Genomic DNA, 17,852 nt, shown 5'->3' with positions numbered 1-17,852 from the left:
TTATCCACAACCTCAAAGCAGTGCTTTGAGCAGCCTGCGGCTAGCTTCCTAGTTTGCTCTTTGATTTTCATTGAGTATAAGGAGCACGCTTTAGCTTCACTGATTCTTGTTAGAATCACAAATATATTTTTAAATTTAAGTTAGAATGAGGTTTTACTCATGGAAAATGTTGTTGTACATATTATTTCTCACAGCCACTGGGATCGTGAGTGGTATTTACCTTTTGAAAGTCACCGTATGCAATTGGTGGAACTTTTTGACAATCTCTTTGATCTTTTTGAAAATGACCCTGAGTTCAAGAGTTTCCACTTGGATGGACAAACCATTGTCCTTGATGACTATTTAGAAATTCGCCCTGAAAACCGTGACAAGGTTCAGCGCTATATCGATGAAGGCAAGCTCAAGATTGGACCATTCTATATCTTGCAGGATGATTACTTGATTTCAAGTGAAGCTAACGTCCGCAATACCTTGATTGGACAAGCTGAATGTGCTAAATGGGGCAAATCTACTCAAATTGGTTACTTCCCAGACACCTTTGGAAATATGGGGCAGGCTCCTCAAATCCTTCAAAAATCAGGCATTCACGTAGCGGCCTTTGGACGTGGTGTCAAACCAATCGGATTTGACAACCAAGTCCTTGAAGATGAACAGTTTACCTCTCAATTCTCAGAAATGTACTGGCAGGGTGCTGATGGTAGCCGTGTACTCGGTATTCTTTTTGCTAACTGGTACAGTAACGGGAATGAAATTCCAGTGGATAAAGACGAAGCCTTGACTTTCTGGAAACAAAAATTAGCAGACGTCCGTGATTATGCATCGACCAACCAATGGTTGATGATGAACGGCTGTGACCACCAACCTGTTCAGAGAAATCTGAGCGAAGCCATTCGTGTGGCAAACGAACTCTTCCCTGACGTGACCTTTATTCATAGCTCATTTGACGAATATGTCCAAGCACTGGAAAGTGCCCTTCCTGAACAATTATCAACGGTCACAGGTGAGTTGACCAGTCAGGAAACGGATGGTTGGTATACTCTTGCTAACACATCTTCTTCACGCGTTTACCTCAAACAATCCTTCCAAGAAAATAGCAACTTGTTAGAGCAGGTTGTGGAACCATTGACTATTCTCACTGGCGGTCATAACCACAAGGACCAATTGACCTATGCATGGAAAGTGCTCTTGCAAAATGCACCGCACGATAGTATCTGTGGTTGTAGTATTGACGAAGTTCACCGTGAAATGGAAACTCGTTTTGCCAAGGTCAATCAGGTTGGAAACTTTGTCAAGACTAACCTTCTCAATGAGTGGAAACATAAAATAGCAACTCAGGAAGCGCAAAGCGACCACCTCTTTACCGTTGTCAACACAGCTTTACATGACAAGGTTGATACAGTTAGTGTTGTAGTGGATGTTGTGACTTGTGATTTTAAAGAATTGCATCCGACTGAAGGTTACAAGAAGATGGCAGCCGTGACCTTGCCAGATTACCATGTTGAAGATTTGGATGGCCATGTCCTTGAAGCCAAGATTGAAGACTTGGGAGCAAGTTTTGGCTATACTCTGCCTAAAGATAAATTCCGTCAACCCTATATTGCACGCCAAGTGCGCGTGACAATCCCAGTCCACCTTGCTCCGCTTTCTTGGGCAAGCTTCCAATTGGTTGAAGGTCAAGTAAATCACCGTGATGGTATTTACCAAAATGGAGTCATTGATACACCATTCGTAACAGTGAGTGTAGATGAAGGAATTACAGTTTACGACAAGACTACTAACGAAGCCTACGAGGATTTCATCCAATTCGAGGACCGTGGAGATATTGGTAACGAGTACATTTACTTCCAACCAAAAGGAACAGAGCCAATCTTTGCTCAACTGAAAGGTTATGAAGTTCTGGAAAACAATGCTCGCTATGCTAAGGTCTTGCTCAAACACGACTTGACTATTCCAGTTAGCGCAGATGAAAAATTGGATGCTGAGCAAAGAGGCATCATCGAGTTCATGAAACGAGATGCAGGTCGTTCAGAAGAGTTGACAACCATTCCTCTTGAAACAGAAATGACTGTCTTTGTGGACAATCCACAGATTCGTTTCAAGACTCGCTTTACCAACACTGCTAAAGACCACCGCATCCGTCTCTTGGTCAAAACTCATAACACACGCCCAAGTAACGATTCTGAAAGTATCTATGAAGTTGTGACAAGACCAAATAAACCAGCAGCTTCTTGGGAAAATCCTGAAAATCCACAACACCAACAAGCCTTTGTCAGCTTGTATGATGATGTAAAAGGAGTGACCGTAGCCAATAAAGGATTACACGAATACGAAATTCTTGGAGACGACATCATGGCTGTAACCCTTCTCCGTGCTTCAGGCGAACTCGGTGACTGGGGTTACTTCCCAACTCCGGAAGCTCAGTGCTTGCGTGATATCGAAGTTGAATTTGCAGTAGAATGTCACCAAGCAGGGGAACGCTTCTCAGCTTTCCGTCGTGCCAAAGCCTTCCAGGTGCCATTTACAGTTCTTCAAGTTGCAAAACAAGAGGGTAGCGTTGCAGCAACGGGTAGCCTCTTTAACCATCCGGCACTGAACTTGCCACAAGTCTGCCCAACAGCCTTTAAGGTGGCTGAGAATGAAGAAGGTTATGTCCTTCGTTACTACAACATGAGTCAAGAAAATATCCGTGTGTCTGAAAAACAACAAACTATTCTTGACTTGTTGGAACGCCCATACCCAGTCCATTCAGGACTATTGGCACCACAAGAAATTCGTACAGAATTGATTCAAAAAGAAGAAATTTAATTTCAAAAAGAAAACATAAACAGAAAGGAGGAGCGAAAAAGTAAGAACCAACTGCTAATTCGCTCCTTTTTACAGGTGAAAGAAATGACACTTGCAACCATTGATATCGGAGGGACTGGGATTAAGTTTGCTAGTCTTACTCCTGATGGAAAGATTTTAGATAAGGCCAGCACCGCAACGCCAGAGACTCTGGAAGAGTTGCTAGCTTGGTTGGACCAGCGATTGTCAGAACGTGACTACCGTGGGATTGCCATGAGTGTGCCAGGAGCCGTTAATCAAGAAACCGGGGTGATTGAGGGGATCAGCGCCATTCCTTACATTCATGGATTTTCTTGGTATGAGGTCCTTGCTCATCACAAGCTTCCAATTCATCTAGAAAATGATGCCAACTGTGTTGGGCTCAGTGAACTGCTAGCTCATCCTGAGATTGAAAATGCAGCTTGTGTCGTGATTGGGACAGGAATCGGTGGCGCTATGATTATCAATGGAAAACTTCACCGAGGTCGTCATGGTTTGGGTGGAGAGTTTGGTTATATGACAACTATCGAGCCTGCAGAAAGGCTCAACAACTGGTCGTTACTAGCTTCTACGGGAAACATGGTGCGTTATGTGATTGAAAAATCAGGTCAGCCTGACTGGGATGGCCGTAAGATTTACCAAGAGGCTGCGACAGGAAACGCCCTCTGCCAAGAAGCCATTGAGCGCATGAATCGTAACCTAGCTCAAGGCCTGCTCAATATCCAGTATCTCATCGACCCAGATGTCATTAGCCTAGGCGGCTCTATCAGTCAGAACCCAGATTTTATCAAAGGGGTTCAAAAAGCAGTAGACACTTTTGTCGAAACCTATGAAGAATATACAATCGCTCCAGTCATTCAAGCCTGCACCTATCAGGCAGATGCCAATCTCTACGGTGCCCTTGTCAACTGGTTACAGGAGGAAAACCAATGGTAAGATTTACAGGACTTAGTCCCAAACAAGCCCAAGCTATCGAAGTATTAAAAAATCACATTTCTCTACCAGATGTAGAAGTAGCGGTCGCTCAGTCTGACCAAGCTTCTATCTCTATCGAGGGTGAGAATGGGCAGTATCAACTGACCTACCGCAAACCTCATCAACTCTACCGTGCCTTGTCTGTGCTCGCAACAGCTTTAGCAGAAGGGGACAAGGTAGAGATTGAGGAAAAAGCTGCCTATGAAGATCTAGCCTACATGGCAGACTGTTCGCGCAATGCCGTGCTCAATGTCGCATCTGCCAAGCTGATGATTGAGGTCTTGGCTCTCATGGGTTATTCAACCTTTGAGCTCTATATGGAGGACACCTATCAGATTGAGGGGCAGCCTTACTTTGGTTATTTCCGTGGAGCCTACTCAGCTGAAGAGTTACAGGAAATCGAAAGCTACGCCCAGCAGTTCGATATGACCTTTGTACCCTGTATCCAGACCTTGGCTCACTTATCAGCCTTTGTCAAATGGGGCGTCAAAGAAGTCCAGCAACTTCGTGATGTAGAAGACATTCTTCTCATCGGCGAAGAAAAAGTTTACGACCTAATTGACGGTATGTTTGCAACTCTATCTAAACTGAAAACTCGCAAGGTCAATATCGGAATGGATGAAGCTCACCTAGTTGGTTTGGGACGTTATCTTATCCTGAACGGTATTGTGGATCGTAGTCTCCTCATGTGCCAACACTTGGAGCGCGTGCTGGATATTGCAGACAAGTATGGTTTCCACTGCCAGATGTGGAGCGATATGTTCTTCAAACTCATGTCAGCAGATGGCCAGTACGACCGTGATGTTGAAATTCCAGAAGAAACTCGTATTTACTTAGATCGTCTAAAAGACCGTGTGACCTTGGTTTACTGGGATTATTATCAGGATAGCGAAGAAAAATACAACCGTAACTTCGGTAACCACCACAAGATTAGCCAGGATATTGCCTTTGCAGGTGGTGCTTGGAAGTGGATTGGTTTCACACCACACAACCATTTCAGTCGTCTCATCGCTGTCGAAGCTAACAAAGCCTGCCGTGCTAATCAGATCAAGGAAGTCATTGTGACTGGTTGGGGAGATAATGGTGGTGAAACAGCTCAGTTCTCTATTCTGCCAAGTCTACAAATCTGGGCAGAACTCAGCTACCGCAACGATTTAGACCGTTTGTCAGATCATTTCAAGACCAATACAGGTCTATCCGTTGAGGATTTCATGCAACTTGATCTTGCCAATCTCTTGCCAGATCTACCAAATAATCTCAGTGGCATCAATCCCAACCGATATGTCTTTTACCAGGATATTCTTTGCCCAATTCTTGATCAGCACATGACACCTGAACAAGACAATCCGCACTTTGCCCAGGCAGCTGTGACTCTTGCTGCTATCAAAGAAAAAGCAGGTACCTACGCTTATCTCTTTGAGACCCAGGCCCAGTTGAATGCTATTTTAAGTGGCAAAGTGGATGTGGGACGACGCATTCGTGAGGCTTATCAAGCGGATGACAAAGACAGCTTGAAACAAATTGCCAGAGAAGAATTGCCAAAACTCAGAAGTGAGATTGAAAACTTCCACAAGCTCTTTAGCCAGCAATGGTTGAAAGAAAACAAGGTCTTTGGTTTGGATACAGTAGATATCCGCATGGGTGGACTTTTGCAGCGGATCAAGCGAGCAGAAAGTCGCATTGAAAACTACCTAGCAGGCGAAATCTCTCGTATTGACGAACTAGAAGTAGAGATTCTTCCATTTACTGACTTCTACGCAGACAAGGACTTCGCAGCAACAACAGCCAACCAGTGGCATACCATCGTGACAGCTTCGACCATTTATACAACCTAGAAAAACTCTATTCAGGAAGAAAGTTTCTCGTGAAACCTATTCTTATATAAAAAAGTTCTCCACATAAAATAATTTGTGGAGTTTTTTCTATAATTAGTAGTTTAAACTATCCTTAAAATAAGAGTATACTATTTTTGTAAACGTTATCAAATCTAAAAATTGTGAGATTATGAAGTTTTAGAAAAATAAAAAGGGAGGAAATTATGAACAAGTTTTCAAAAACTTTGAGAGATAATTGGATTTTTCTCTTAATGGTTTTACCAGGGACATTATGGTTGATTTTATTCTTCTACATCCCAGTATTTGGAAATGTGGTTGCCTTCAAAGACTACCATATGACTGGTGAAGGATTCGTTCACAGTATTATAAATAGTAAATGGGTCGGACTAGATAACTTTAAATTCTTGTTTAGTTCCAAAGATGCTTTTGTCATCACTCGAAACACTGTCCTTTACAACCTTGGATTTATCTTTATCGGTTTGATCGTGTCAGTTGGTATCGCTATTATCCTTAGTGAACTTCGCTCTAAGCAAATGGTTAAAATCTACCAAACATCTATGTTATTCCCTTACTTCCTATCTTGGGTTATCATCAGTTTCTTTACAGATGCTTTCCTAAATATCGATAAAGGGCTTATTAACCACACCTTAGAAGCTCTTGGCATGAAGGGAATTAACTTCTACGCTGACATCAGTATCTGGCCTTATCTTCTCCTCTTCCTAGGAATTTGGAAAGGTTTTGGATACAGTAGTGTGATGTACTATGCAACAATCATGGGTATTGATCCAACCTACTACGAAGCAGCGACAGTGGACGGTGCTAGCAAATGGCAACGTATCCGCAACGTAACCATCCCTCAGTTAACACCACTTGTGACAGTATTGACCATCCTTGCAGTCGGAAACATCTTCCGTGCAGACTTCGGTCTCTTCTACCAAATCCCTCACAACGCTGGTCAGCTCTATAGCGTAACAAACGTATTGGACGTCTATGTCTTTAACGGTTTGACTCAGACAGCAGATATCGGTATGGCATCAGCAGCCGGTCTCTATCAGTCAGTCGTTGGTTTGATTCTGGTTATTCTATCAAACTTACTTGCAAGACGTGTTGATCCTAACTCAGCACTATTCTAGAAAGGAGGAGCATATGGCAAAAAAAATTCAAAAAGCAAAAATTGATAATGTTGGCATACACTCCTTCAGCAAGAAAGCAGATATCTTCTTTAGTATCATTTCTGGTTTGCTGGCCTTCTCTTGTATCTTGCCTTTCATCTTTGTAATCATTATCTCAGTTACAGATGAGAAGAGTATCGTTCAATATGGATATAGCTTCTTCCCATCACAGTTTGGATTAGATGGTTTTGAGTTTTTGGCTCAGTTCAAAGATAAGATTTTACAAGCACTCTTTATCTCAGTGTTTGTGACAGTTGTCGGTACATTGACAAACGTCTTTATTACTACAACTTACGCCTATGCCATCTCACGTTCAACATTTAAGTATCGTAAATTCTTTACAATCTTCGCTCTTCTTAGTATGTTGTTCAACGCTGGTTTGGTACCAGGCTATATTGTGGTGACACAATTGCTTCACCTTGGTGATACCATTTGGGCCTTGATTGTTCCAATGCTTCTATCACCATTCAACATCATGTTGATGCGTTCTTTCTTCAAGAAAACCATCCCAGAAGCAATCCTCGAATCAGCTCGTATCGATGGAGCTAGTGAAGCTCGTATCTTCTTCCAAATCTGTTTGCCACTGTCATTACCAGGTATCGCAACGATCACACTATTGACAGCGCTTGGCTTCTGGAATGACTGGTTTAACGCCCTTCTTTACATCAAGAGTGATAACTTGTATCCATTGCAATATTTGCTCATGCAAATCCAGAACAACATGGATTACATTGCTAAGTCAGTTGGTATGTCAGGACAGCTTGCAGTTGCCCTACCAAAAGAAACAGGTCGTATGGCCATGGTTGTTGTTGCGACTGTTCCGATTGCGATCCTCTACCCATTCTTCCAACGCTACTTTGTAAAAGGATTGACCATCGGTGGTGTTAAAGAGTAAGGATATTTAAGAAACAATGTTTCTTTTCTAACTCTGATTTTTCTGGCAAAGGAAAATCAAGAATCTAATTTTGTTAATAACTTTAAAAATAAAAAAAGGAGTTTTTATAATGAAAAACTGGAAAAAATATGCTTTTGCATCTGCTAGCCTTGTCGCTTTAGCTGCTAGCCTTGCAGCTTGTGGAAACCTTAAAGGAAACAACCAAAAAGCTGCTGAATCATCATCTTCAGGTGATAAGACTGTTATCAAAATGTATCAAATCGGTGACAAACCAGATAACTTGGACGAATTGCTAGAAAATGCAAACAAAATCATCGGAGAAAAAGTTGGCGCTAAATTGGATATCCAATACCTTGGTTGGGGTGACTACAGCAAGAAAATGTCAGTTATTACTTCATCAGGTGAAAACTATGATATCGCCTTCGCAGATAACTATGTCGTAAACGCTCAAAAAGGTGCTTATGCTGACTTGACAGAATTGTACAAGAAAGAAGGAGCTGACCTTTACAAAGCTCTTGACCCAGCTTACATCAAAGGTAACACTGTAAACGGTAAAATCTATTCAGTTCCAGTTGCGGCTAACGTTGCATCTTCACAAAACTTTGCCTTCAACGGCCCACTTCTTGAAAAATATGGAATTGATATCTCAGGTGTAACTTCATACGAAACACTTGAACCAGTATTGAAGCAAATCAAAGAAAAAGCTCCAGATGTAATGCCATTTGCTGTTGGTAAAAACTTTATTCCATCAGAAAACTTTGACTACCCAGTTGCAAATGGTCTTCCATTCGTTATCGACCTTGAAGGCGACACTACTAAGATCGTAAACCGTTACGAAGTTCCTCGTTTCGTAGAACACTTGAAGACTCTTCACAAATTCTATGAAGCAGGATACATTCCAAAAGACGTAGCAACAAGCGAAACTTCATATGACCTTACTCAAGATACTTGGTTTGCTCGCGAAGAAACAGTAGGACCAGCTGACTACGGTAGCAGCTTGCTTTCTCGTGTAGCTAACAGAGACATCCAAATCAAACCATTTACTAACTTCATCAAGAAAAACCAAACAACTCAAGTTGCTAACTTTGTAATCTCAAACAACTCTAAGAACAAAGAAAAAGCAATGGAAGTATTGAACCTCTTGAACACTAACCCAGAACTCTTGAACGGACTTGTTTATGGACCAGAAGGCAAGAACTGGGAAAAAGTTGCAGGTAAAGAAAACCGTGTTAAAGTCCTTGACGGATACAAAGGAAACACTCACATGTCAGGATGGAACACTGGTAACAACTGGATCCTTTACATCAACGAAAACGTTACAGATGAACAAATTGCACAATCTAAGAAAGACTTGGAAACTGCAAAAGAATCTCCAGCGCTTGGATTCATCTTTAACACTGACAACGTGAAATCTGAAATCTCAGCTATCACTAACACTATGCAACAATTCGATACAGCTATCAACACTGGTACTGTAGACCCAGAAAAAGCTATTCCAGAATTGATGGAAAAACTTAAATCTGAAGGTGCTTACCAAAAAGTATTGGATGAAATGCAAAAACAATACGACGAATTCTTGAAAAACAAAAAATCTTAAGATAGATTGATTTCGTGTATTCATTCCTAAAAAGAGCGATCACTGCCTTGTCTGGTTTTTCCAGATGAGGTGGTGATTCTTTTTAAAGTATTTACATATAATTATTTGTATTCAAAATCATATATTTACTCTTACATATAACGTTGGACGCAGACACATGAAAAAATACCATCTACTCTTTAAAATCAGTGCAATCTTATCTTACTTATTTTTCATATATGGACTCTCTCAGCTAACACTTGTGGTCCAAAATTACTGGCAATTTTCTTCTCAGATTGGGAATTTTTTCTGGATTAAAAATCTTATCAGTCTTGTCTTTATTGGCCTCATGATTTGGATACTAGTCAAGACAGGCCATGGATATCTTTTTGTTATTCCAAAGAAAAAATGGCTATGGTATACAGTTTTGACGGTTTTCGTAACTGTACTTTGCATATCTTTTAATTTTCAAACGGCAAGACATGTACAGTCAACCTCTGAAGGCTGGGCTGTACTAATCGGCTATAGTGGGACAAATTTTGCTGAGTTGGGGCTCTACCTGACCTTATTTTTCCTAGGTCCTCTGATGGAAGAGTTGATTTATAGGGGTTTGTTCCAACACGCCTTCTTTAAAGATTCGAAGCTTGGACTTGACCTGATTCTTCCTTCGGTTTTGTTTGCTCTTCCTCACTTTTCTAGCTTTCCAAATTTCTTAGATATTCTTGTTTTTTCGACATTTGGAGTATGTTGTGCTGGATTAACTCGTTATACCAAGAGTATCTATCCTAGCTATGCAGTCCATGTGATTAATAATATTGTAGCAACCTTACCATTTTTGTTAACCTTTCTTCATCGAATATTTAGTTGAAACAAGATCTGAAAATGGTCTTGTTTTCAATTTTCAGTCAAATAAATTGCATTCGCTTTCTTGGGGGAGTATACTGGTATAGTTGAATGAAAAATTCTGATAATTTAATCTTAGAAAAGAGAATCAATCTTATGACAAAAGATATTCGAGTTTTACTTTACTATAAATATGTCCCAATTGAGAACGCGGAACAATTTGCTGCAGACCATTTGGCTTTCTGTAAGTCTATCGGGCTCAAGGGCCGTATCCTAGTGGCTGACGAAGGGATCAACGGAACCGTTTCTGGTGACTACGAAACAACGCAAAAATACATGGACTACGTTCACAGCCTTCCAGGTATGGAAGACCTCTGGTTCAAGATTGACGAAGAAAGTGAGCAAGCCTTCAAGAAGATGTTTGTTCGCTACAAGAAAGAGATTGTCCACCTTGGTTTAGAGGATGATAACTTTGACAACGACATCGATCCCCTTGAAACAACAGGTACTTACTTGTCTCCAAAAGAATTCAAAGAAGCTCTTCTAGACGAAGATACAGTTGTCCTTGATACTCGTAATAACTACGAGTACGATCTTGGACATTTCCGTGGAGCTATTCGTCCGGATATCCGCAATTTCCGTGAATTACCACAATGGGTTCGTGATAACAAGGAAAAATTCATGGACAAGCGCGTCGTTGTTTACTGTACTGGTGGAGTCCGTTGTGAGAAATTCTCTGGTTGGATGGTTCGTGAAGGCTATAAAGACGTGGGTCAATTGCATGGAGGAATCGCGACTTACGGGAAAGACCCAGAAGTTCAAGGCGAACTTTGGGATGGAAAAATGTATGTCTTTGACGAGCGTATCGCAGTCGATGTCAACCATGTCAATCCAACCATTGTAGGGAAGGATTGGTTTGATGGAACACCATGTGAACGCTATGTCAACTGTGGAAATCCATTTTGTAACCGTCGTATCTTGGCATCAGAAGACAACGAAGATAAATATCTCCGTGGTTGCTCACACGAGTGCCGTGTTCACCCACGTAATCGCTATGTTTTAGAACATGAATTGACGCAAGACCAAGTTATCGAGCGTTTAGCAGCGATTGGTGAGAACCTAGATCATTCTGAAGTTGTATAATAGTATCAACAGTCCTGATGGGCTGTTTTTCTATGCTTTTGACTAAAAAATCTTAAATTTGTTTCTGCATCTTTCAGGAAAATGGTGTATACTATATGTAAACGATTTCAAAGGAGACCATTTATGGTGAAAACATTTTTTATTCCAAATAAACAAAGTATTTTAGGACAACAGGAGATTCTAACAGCTAAGTCAGTCTTGGCCCTAGTAGATGGCTTAGAGTCACATAGTTATGATGCTGTCTATCTTCGTCAACCCCTCAATCGCCTTGAGTATATCGAGTGTGGAATCGTAGGTAAGTCTCAATTTCTCTTTAAAGTTCGTTATGTAGATGCTCAAAAAGGCTATCAAGTGATCATTCCTGACTTAATTACAAGAGCTGACTGGGAAATTGTAGAAGCTCTCTTGCAAGCCTTGTCTAGCAAGGTTGGTGAATCTGTTGAAGGTTTGGCAGACTTTGATTTGGAAAACTATTTCCAAGAAACGGTTAAGAACTATCTAGCTGATAAGGCTGCTCGTTTAGGTTTCTGTCAGGGTATTCTATCAACTATTTACTTTGATAAGAAGGATTTGGAAAGTTTCCTAGAAGAAGATGGACTGGCACGTTTTGAAGAATTAGTTAAGAGGGTTCAAGGGTCAGATGCTTATCCTGCAAGTGCTGAATTCTACCCAGATAGTGAGGGTAAGGTTCATGGAATCTACCACCTGGCTCAAGGAGTAAAGACTATTTTGCCAAAAGGTCCTGTTGTTCCTGTGCCTTATGTTGAGCAGTTGGTAGGAAAAGAGCTTGTCTGGGAGATTGACCTGGTAAAAATCTCTGGAGATGGTTCTAAGCCTGAAGACTATGAAGTAGTAGCTAGACTGGATTACCAAGCCTTTTTAGAAGTTCTTACAAAGGAACTTTGTCAGGATTTGGATGCCAACCAAGTAGAGGTAGGACCAGTTTCAGGAGAGGATTTTGAAGCTTTAGCAAATAGATAAATAAGGAATCTGTGACAAAAGTTTCTATAAAGTTAAAAAGCGGACAAGATTAGTTTTCTGATTATCAGAATTCTGTCTTGTTCGCTTTTTTTGTTTTTAAAATTTTATAGTAATGATCCTCTAAAGCTAATATCTTTCTATCTCGCTACCTTTATTTTACATAAAAGCTAGGATTCGTAGATATTCAAAAACCAGAGTCATTTCTGCTAGGAAGAAGAGAAATAGGATACCACCGTTAACTAGAAATGCTAAGAGAAGGCGATAGAAGGAGTCAGTTTGGCTATCTTTACTTGGTCTTGAGATGGTATAGAGGTTGGCAAGAAGTACCAGACCAATGCTAATAAGGCAGAGAAGAGCCGCAAAGCGTAGACTATTAAAGAAGGCAAAGAAACTGGCAATACCCGTGAGTAGGATAGGAAGGGCGAAGAGTCTGCTGTACTCTTGCAAGGTTTTTTCAAGTGTCCAGTCACTGTCCTGATTGACAAAACGTTTAACCACGAATCCACCCATAAGGATAGAAAAGAAGAATAAGCTTGTCGCTACCAAGATGGAGAAGATAGAAAAGAGATTCAGTGAAGGGAACTGCTCGACGGCATGAGAGTTGATAGACGCCATATGGCCGTAGTAGTCATGCTTGATATGATAAATCGCACAGAAGAAACTAAGAGCAGAAAAGATAGTTAGGAGCGCAAAGGCGTTATAACTATGTTTTTTATCTGAATCAATGCTTGCTGTCGGTTCTTTAAGGGCTCCTTGTAGCCAAACCCAAAGATCAGCCAGTTCTTCTTTTAAAACTGCAAATACTGCTGTTTTTGTAGATGCAGAATCTGGTAAAAATGGGCTTTCCAAAGACTTGCTAGTCAAAGATTGACTTTTCTGAGAAGCTTCTTTAACAGGTTCTTCTGACTCGTCTATCTTTTCTAATTTTTCAGCGAGTTCTTCAGTCTCTACAGTTTCCTCACTAGTTTCCTTATCTTCTGGGTTGGCTTGAGGATTTTCTTCAACTACTGGCGCCTCTTCTCTTGTCTCTGCATCTTCTTCAAGGAGAACTGAGTCGGATGGGTTATCTTTTTTGTCATTGTTGGCTGTTTTTTCGAAATCAGCACTTTCAAACCATTCTTGAGTCATAATAGACCTCCCTTTTTTGATTAATTTTTGAGTAGTAATTACTAGTTGTCTTTATTCATGATTTCTATAAGAAAGCAAGCGATCTTATTATGGGAAATAGATACTTTGATTCGATTTTGCGAAGAGGAGATCTTGCGTATCTTTTTTTTCTGTTTTGTAAGGGTTCGCTAATGCTTCACCTTTACTACCTCCCGTAGGTATGTCACGTCTGTCTCGATGCCAGCGATAGATATCACCATGTTCAGCAGAAAACTCAACATTGATTCGCTCAAGTTCCTTTTGGGATAACTCGAGTGAGATATCTTTTCTTGCCTCGAATTCCACTCGACCATGCACTTGGATATCGTCTGCCTTGATATGTTCATGGTCTGCTTGGATACGACTATCTGTTAGACTTGTTTCAAATACATTGACAATTCCAACTGTGGTTAGTTGGCTATTTTTAATCTCGCTATCAGTGATACGAAGAAGATAGCCATTTGACAGAATCTTGGCATTGCTGAGTTTTGCATTGGCAATTGAAAGGATACGATGGTTTACCTGGGCAGTTAGATTTTTTAAGTCTTTTCCTCTTGGTAATGAGAGAACAACTTCATCATTGCGACTAGAAATTCCGCTTGCGATATAGAGAATACCCTCGATACTAGAACCTATAGAGCGACGTGTAGTTGACTTGGTGTCAGTTATTTCAAGACTTTTCTCTTTGATAGAGTGTTGAAGATTTTCTTTTTCAGAGATGGTTGGATGATACTGAAGGTGAATCTTATCATCGTTTGACTCCGTAATGACGAGCGAATGTTCTGTTAGTGAGATGTTTAGATTTTCAATATCTTGATCAAAAACGAGTTCTTCCATTCGACTTTCAAATACTGGATTTTGAGACATTGCAAGGAGGCTTCTGACACCATCTGTTTGGATACCGATGATCATCATGGAAAAACCAATGATACTGGTGACAACACCAAAGATAAGAAATCCTTTTGTCCATTTACGCATGTCTTTCACCTCTCTTTCCTCTATTAAGAATCCATTGGATAAGTCGAAGGACCAGTAATCCAAAGAAACGTGCTACATAGGACGTTGCCAGCAAAACTAGGGACGAAGCTCCGATTGCCAGTAAACCTCCACCAAAAATCAGTATAAAAGCAGATGTCGATTCAGCCAGAACGTAGAAGCTTTCAAATAGGAGAACGCCTCCTAGGATTAGTCCAGCTACTGATACAGCAAAGAAGGCTATAAGTACGCTGACAGCAGCGATAAAAATCCCGATGATAGCCATGAGAAGAGCAATTCCGACAGGAATTCCGATAGGGGCTGCAAGAAGGGCTACTAGAGCGATGCGTAAAATATGGCGGTCGTTCTTGCTGGAATTTTCTTCGCTGATTTTCTTATCAAGAAGTGTAGTCAGGACATCATGGGCAGCTTCTTTTGGACTTCCCAGGCTAGCGATAAGCTCCTCCTCACCTTCTGGCCCAGCATCATCAAAGAGTTCTTTGAAGTAGTCCATGGCTTCGATACGATCAGATTGAGGCAGCTTCATCAGATAGGCTTCAAGCTGATTTAAATATTCAGTTCTTGTCATGGCGAATGCTCCCTTCTATGATGCCATTGATAGTGTCAGTGTAGAGTGTCCATTCTTCTCGAAGGACAAAGAGTTGCTCCTCTCCGATTTCTGTCAAGGAGTAGTATTTGCGCATCCGACCTTGGTATTCACGAGAGTATGTAGTCAGATAGCGGTTGGTCTCCAGTTTTTTCAAGATGGGGTAGAGGGTGGATTCCTTTATTTTGGCAATGAGTTTAATGGTTTGGCTGATCTCATAACCATAGGAATCCCCTTGTTCTAGGATGGCCAAGATGAGAAATTCAATCAAGGCCGATGATGTTGGAAAATACATGGGGCACCTCCTTTTTTAGTATGTAAAAATTTTATATATAATTATTCTACACATACATCATACATCTATTTGTAAGCCCTGTCAAGTAATATGTGTAAAATTTTTATATATAAAAATCTCCTAGTAAAAACTAGAAGATTGGAGGATTTTCTGAGAAATTTATCTGAATTTTATCGTAGATTTTTTATATTTGATACCATTATCCAATAGCTTCAGTAAAGGCGTTACATATTCTGGATTTGGAAACTTAGGACCAAAAATTACCTTCTCAATTTGAATTGGGTTTTCCCGTTCTACATAAAGTTTACCAATTCCAGATTCTTTATCAATTTTTATTTTATCGTTACTTGGGTCTAGATTAGCATAGCGTAAGATACGAAGTTCGTTTTCATATTTGTAATCTACAGATTTAAATAAGTAACGAATTTCTTCGATACATTTAGAGATAGCATTTTTATAAAAGGGATCACTCTCATCCAAATTTTCTTCCAATTTTTGTTTTAAATGATTTACAGATTCATCTAATTTGTTTATTTCATCATCATCGAAGAGTTCGGATTTCTCGAGTTTAAAATCTTTACCTATATAGGCTATTCTATATAGATAATCAATGTTTCCTTTAGAAACATTGTCTTTTTTCTCAGATTTTAGTTGGGTTTCATCTCTATTGATAGAATTACTTGAATCATTATTCTCTAATTTATTCGGAGAACTTTTGAAATCACTACTTAATTCAGATATTGCAACTTCACTCTTATTTTCAGATTCTAGTAGTAGAGTTTCTTTACGCCATGACACATCATTGAAAGAAGTGAATCTTGAAAAATCATCTTCTTTAAGTACAAGACAAACACCTTGAGCGTCATCACCGTACTGGGACCACATGGCCAAGTCATCGGTCTTACTGGTAAAACTCATTAAAAACCATGAGCTAGGATCTAAAATATCTCGTTTCTCAAAGTAGGATGAAATTTTTCCTTCTTTATTAGATTTCAACACTTTTTCGATAACCAACCCTTCTTCGGGATCGTTCATATAACTAGCATTGTACAAGCGAGTTTTTCCAGAAACGGAAAAAATATGTTTCTTCTCTTCCTTCTCTTCCTTCTCTTCCTTCTCTTCCTTCTTTTCATTTTCCTCTTGTTTTAATATAACTTGTAGAGTAGCCCCTTTAGTGTAATGACCAAATTGAAGCTTCTTATTATCTTCTTTCAAACCAAGTTTAAATTTGATTTCTTGAACGATCCTATAGATATCTATTAGTTGATTGAGTTTATCTTTATCTTTAACATTTTTATAGTTTTCAATCCAATCATTTAAAATATCGTATTTGGTATTTACAACTAGTCTACGGCCTGAAGTAAGTTTAAGGTTTAAAGCACGAATTAGTAATTCTCTGTCCGTATCAATATTAGAATTTAAACACAGCTTATCTAAAATTTTTGTGAGACTAGTAGTTGGAATCTTATCTGTATCTAATTTTATATCAGAACTGTTTTGTAGTATTTCCACTAGAATATTAAGAATTTCAACGCTAGAGAAATTTTTTAGGATATCTAATATTCTATTAACTATATCCTGATTTTGCTTAATATCATTTTGCAGATTTGAAAGATTGAACAGAGCCTTAGCGTATTGTAAAGCAATGTCCTCAGAATGTCTGAAAAGCTCAAAGATTTCTTTGACAGAATTAACAGTATTTATTTGCTCCTCAACATTCACTTGTTTAGCTGACAAATTGACCAGAACCATACTATAAAGTGATGCAATGTCTTCAGATTGTTTGAAGCGTTCAAAAATTTCTTTGACAGAATTAATAGTATTTAGTAGCTCCTCAACATTTTGTTGTTCAACTGACAAATAGCCAAGAGCAAAAGCATAACGTAAAGCAATTTCTTCAGATTGTTTGAAGGATTCAAAAATTTCTTTGACAGAATTAATAGTATTTAGTAGCTCCTCAATATTTTCTTGTTTAGCTGACAAATTGACTAGAGCCTTAGCGTATTGTAAAGCAATGTCCTCAGAATGTCTGAAAAGCTCAAAGATTTCTTTGACAGAATTAATAGTATTTAGTAGCTCCTCAACATTCACTTGTTTAGCTGACAAATTGACCAGAACCATACTATAAAGTGATGCAATGTCTTCAGATTGTTTGAAGCGTTCAAAAATTTCTTTGACAGAATTAATAGTATTTAGTAGCTCCTCAACATTTTGTTGTTCAACTGACAAATAGCCAAGAGCAAAAGCATAACGTAAAGCAATTTCTTCAGATTGTTTGAAGGATTCAAAAATTTCTTTGACAGAATTAATAGTATTTAGTAGCTCCTCAATATTTTCTTGTTTAGCTGACAAATTGACTAGAGCCTTAGCGTATTGTAAAGCAATGTCCTCAGAATGTCTGAAAAGCTCAAAGATTTCTTTGACAGAATTAATAGTATTTAGTAGCTCCTCAACATTCACTTGTTTAGCTGACAAATTGACCAGAACCATACTATAAAGTGATGCAATGTCTTCAGATTGTTTGAAGCGTTCAAAAATTTCTTTGACAGAATTAATAGTATTTAGTAGCTCCTCAACATTTTGTTG

At 39.5% G+C, this 17,852-nt stretch carries 14 protein-coding genes; 9 read left to right on the top strand and 5 right to left on the bottom strand.

Annotated features, from left to right (window positions below):
* Window positions 1–159: 159 nt before the first annotated feature.
* From QM911_RS06865 to QM911_RS06825, 9 genes are all read left to right on the top strand, one after another.
* Window positions 160–2,805 carry an alpha-mannosidase gene (locus QM911_RS06865; RefSeq protein ID WP_414313513.1) on the top strand — a complete coding sequence of 882 codons (2,646 nt, stop codon included), beginning with the start codon at window positions 160–162 and terminating at the stop codon, window positions 2,803–2,805.
* Window positions 2,806–2,889: 84 nt separating this feature from the next.
* Complete coding sequence (locus QM911_RS06860) at window positions 2,890–3,759, top strand: ROK family protein (RefSeq protein WP_414313512.1); 870 nt, start codon at window positions 2,890–2,892, stop codon at window positions 3,757–3,759.
* Window positions 3,753–5,633: a beta-N-acetylhexosaminidase gene (locus tag QM911_RS06855; RefSeq protein ID WP_414313511.1), complete on the top strand. Its 1,881-nt coding sequence runs from the start codon at window positions 3,753–3,755 to the stop codon at window positions 5,631–5,633. The genes QM911_RS06860 and QM911_RS06855 overlap by 7 nt, the downstream gene beginning before the upstream one ends.
* A 203-nt stretch (window positions 5,634–5,836) precedes the next feature.
* Window positions 5,837–6,766 carry an ABC transporter permease gene (locus tag QM911_RS06850; RefSeq protein ID WP_049530327.1) on the top strand — a complete coding sequence of 310 codons (930 nt, stop codon included), beginning with the start codon at window positions 5,837–5,839 and terminating at the stop codon, window positions 6,764–6,766.
* Between the two features lie 13 nt (window positions 6,767–6,779).
* Window positions 6,780–7,700 (top strand): carbohydrate ABC transporter permease, encoded by a 921-nt coding sequence (locus QM911_RS06845; protein WP_414313510.1) that lies wholly within the window; start codon window positions 6,780–6,782, stop codon window positions 7,698–7,700.
* 109 nt (window positions 7,701–7,809) lie between these two features.
* On the top strand, window positions 7,810–9,297 hold the full coding sequence (locus QM911_RS06840; protein WP_000800381.1) for an ABC transporter substrate-binding protein: 1,488 nt from the start codon (window positions 7,810–7,812) through the stop codon (window positions 9,295–9,297).
* A gap of 157 nt (window positions 9,298–9,454) precedes the next feature.
* On the top strand, window positions 9,455–10,144 hold the full coding sequence (locus QM911_RS06835; protein WP_060956332.1) for a CPBP family intramembrane glutamic endopeptidase: 690 nt from the start codon (window positions 9,455–9,457) through the stop codon (window positions 10,142–10,144).
* Window positions 10,145–10,275: 131 nt separating this feature from the next.
* Entirely contained in the window at window positions 10,276–11,262 is a 987-nt protein-coding gene (locus QM911_RS06830; protein WP_414258555.1) for a rhodanese-related sulfurtransferase, read from the top strand.
* 123 nt (window positions 11,263–11,385) lie between these two features.
* On the top strand, window positions 11,386–12,243 hold the full coding sequence (locus QM911_RS06825) for a DUF4299 family protein (protein ID WP_414313509.1): 858 nt from the start codon (window positions 11,386–11,388) through the stop codon (window positions 12,241–12,243).
* A gap of 156 nt (window positions 12,244–12,399) precedes the next feature.
* Here the strand turns inward: QM911_RS06825 and QM911_RS06820 are convergent, their stop codons facing one another.
* The 5 genes from QM911_RS06820 to QM911_RS06800 all read right to left on the bottom strand — a co-directional run.
* The gene (locus QM911_RS06820) at window positions 12,400–13,371 is read right to left on the bottom strand and encodes a DUF6574 domain-containing protein (RefSeq protein ID WP_414313508.1); all 972 of its coding nucleotides are present in this window, start codon (window positions 13,369–13,371) and stop codon (window positions 12,400–12,402) included.
* Between the two features lie 87 nt (window positions 13,372–13,458).
* Window positions 13,459–14,367 carry a DUF4097 family beta strand repeat-containing protein gene (locus QM911_RS06815; protein ID WP_414313507.1) on the bottom strand — a complete coding sequence of 303 codons (909 nt, stop codon included), beginning with the start codon at window positions 14,365–14,367 and terminating at the stop codon, window positions 13,459–13,461.
* Entirely contained in the window at window positions 14,360–14,953 is a 594-nt protein-coding gene (locus QM911_RS06810; RefSeq protein WP_414313506.1) for a DUF1700 domain-containing protein, read from the bottom strand. Before QM911_RS06810 ends, QM911_RS06815 begins: the two co-directional genes overlap by 8 nt.
* Window positions 14,940–15,266 (bottom strand): PadR family transcriptional regulator, encoded by a 327-nt coding sequence (locus QM911_RS06805; RefSeq protein ID WP_049526196.1) that lies wholly within the window; start codon window positions 15,264–15,266, stop codon window positions 14,940–14,942. Before QM911_RS06805 ends, QM911_RS06810 begins: the two co-directional genes overlap by 14 nt.
* Before the next feature lie 159 nt (window positions 15,267–15,425).
* Window positions 15,426–17,852, bottom strand: a 2,427-nt coding sequence (locus QM911_RS06800; protein ID WP_414313505.1) for a DUF2971 domain-containing protein, incomplete at its 5' end; no start/stop codon positions are given.

The sequence above is a fragment of the Streptococcus infantis genome, from assembly GCF_047460825.1.
GTDB lineage: Bacteria > Bacillota > Bacilli > Lactobacillales > Streptococcaceae > Streptococcus > Streptococcus infantis_V.
Note: the sequence above shows the minus strand (reverse complement) of the source record. Positions and strands in the feature narration are given on the sequence as shown.

Excerpts from the sequence above, each read along its gene's own strand:
- QM911_RS06840 (WP_000800381.1), top strand. The coding sequence starts at position 7,810 with ATGAAAAACTGGAAAAAATATGCTTTTGCATCTGCTAGCCTTGTCGCT.
- QM911_RS06825 (WP_414313509.1), top strand. The coding sequence starts at position 11,386 with ATGGTGAAAACATTTTTTATTCCAAATAAACAAAGTATTTTAGGACAA.
- QM911_RS06865 (WP_414313513.1), top strand. The coding sequence starts at position 160 with ATGGAAAATGTTGTTGTACATATTATTTCTCACAGCCACTGGGATCGT.
- QM911_RS06835 (WP_060956332.1), top strand. The coding sequence starts at position 9,455 with ATGAAAAAATACCATCTACTCTTTAAAATCAGTGCAATCTTATCTTAC.
- QM911_RS06820 (WP_414313508.1), bottom strand. The coding sequence starts at position 13,371 with ATGACTCAAGAATGGTTTGAAAGTGCTGATTTCGAAAAAACAGCCAAC.
- QM911_RS06830 (WP_414258555.1), top strand. The coding sequence starts at position 10,276 with ATGACAAAAGATATTCGAGTTTTACTTTACTATAAATATGTCCCAATT.
- QM911_RS06805 (WP_049526196.1), bottom strand. The coding sequence starts at position 15,266 with ATGTATTTTCCAACATCATCGGCCTTGATTGAATTTCTCATCTTGGCC.
- QM911_RS06810 (WP_414313506.1), bottom strand. The coding sequence starts at position 14,953 with ATGACAAGAACTGAATATTTAAATCAGCTTGAAGCCTATCTGATGAAG.
- QM911_RS06850 (WP_049530327.1), top strand. The coding sequence starts at position 5,837 with ATGAACAAGTTTTCAAAAACTTTGAGAGATAATTGGATTTTTCTCTTA.
- QM911_RS06860 (WP_414313512.1), top strand. The coding sequence starts at position 2,890 with ATGACACTTGCAACCATTGATATCGGAGGGACTGGGATTAAGTTTGCT.
- QM911_RS06815 (WP_414313507.1), bottom strand. The coding sequence starts at position 14,367 with ATGCGTAAATGGACAAAAGGATTTCTTATCTTTGGTGTTGTCACCAGT.
- QM911_RS06845 (WP_414313510.1), top strand. The coding sequence starts at position 6,780 with ATGGCAAAAAAAATTCAAAAAGCAAAAATTGATAATGTTGGCATACAC.
- QM911_RS06855 (WP_414313511.1), top strand. The coding sequence starts at position 3,753 with ATGGTAAGATTTACAGGACTTAGTCCCAAACAAGCCCAAGCTATCGAA.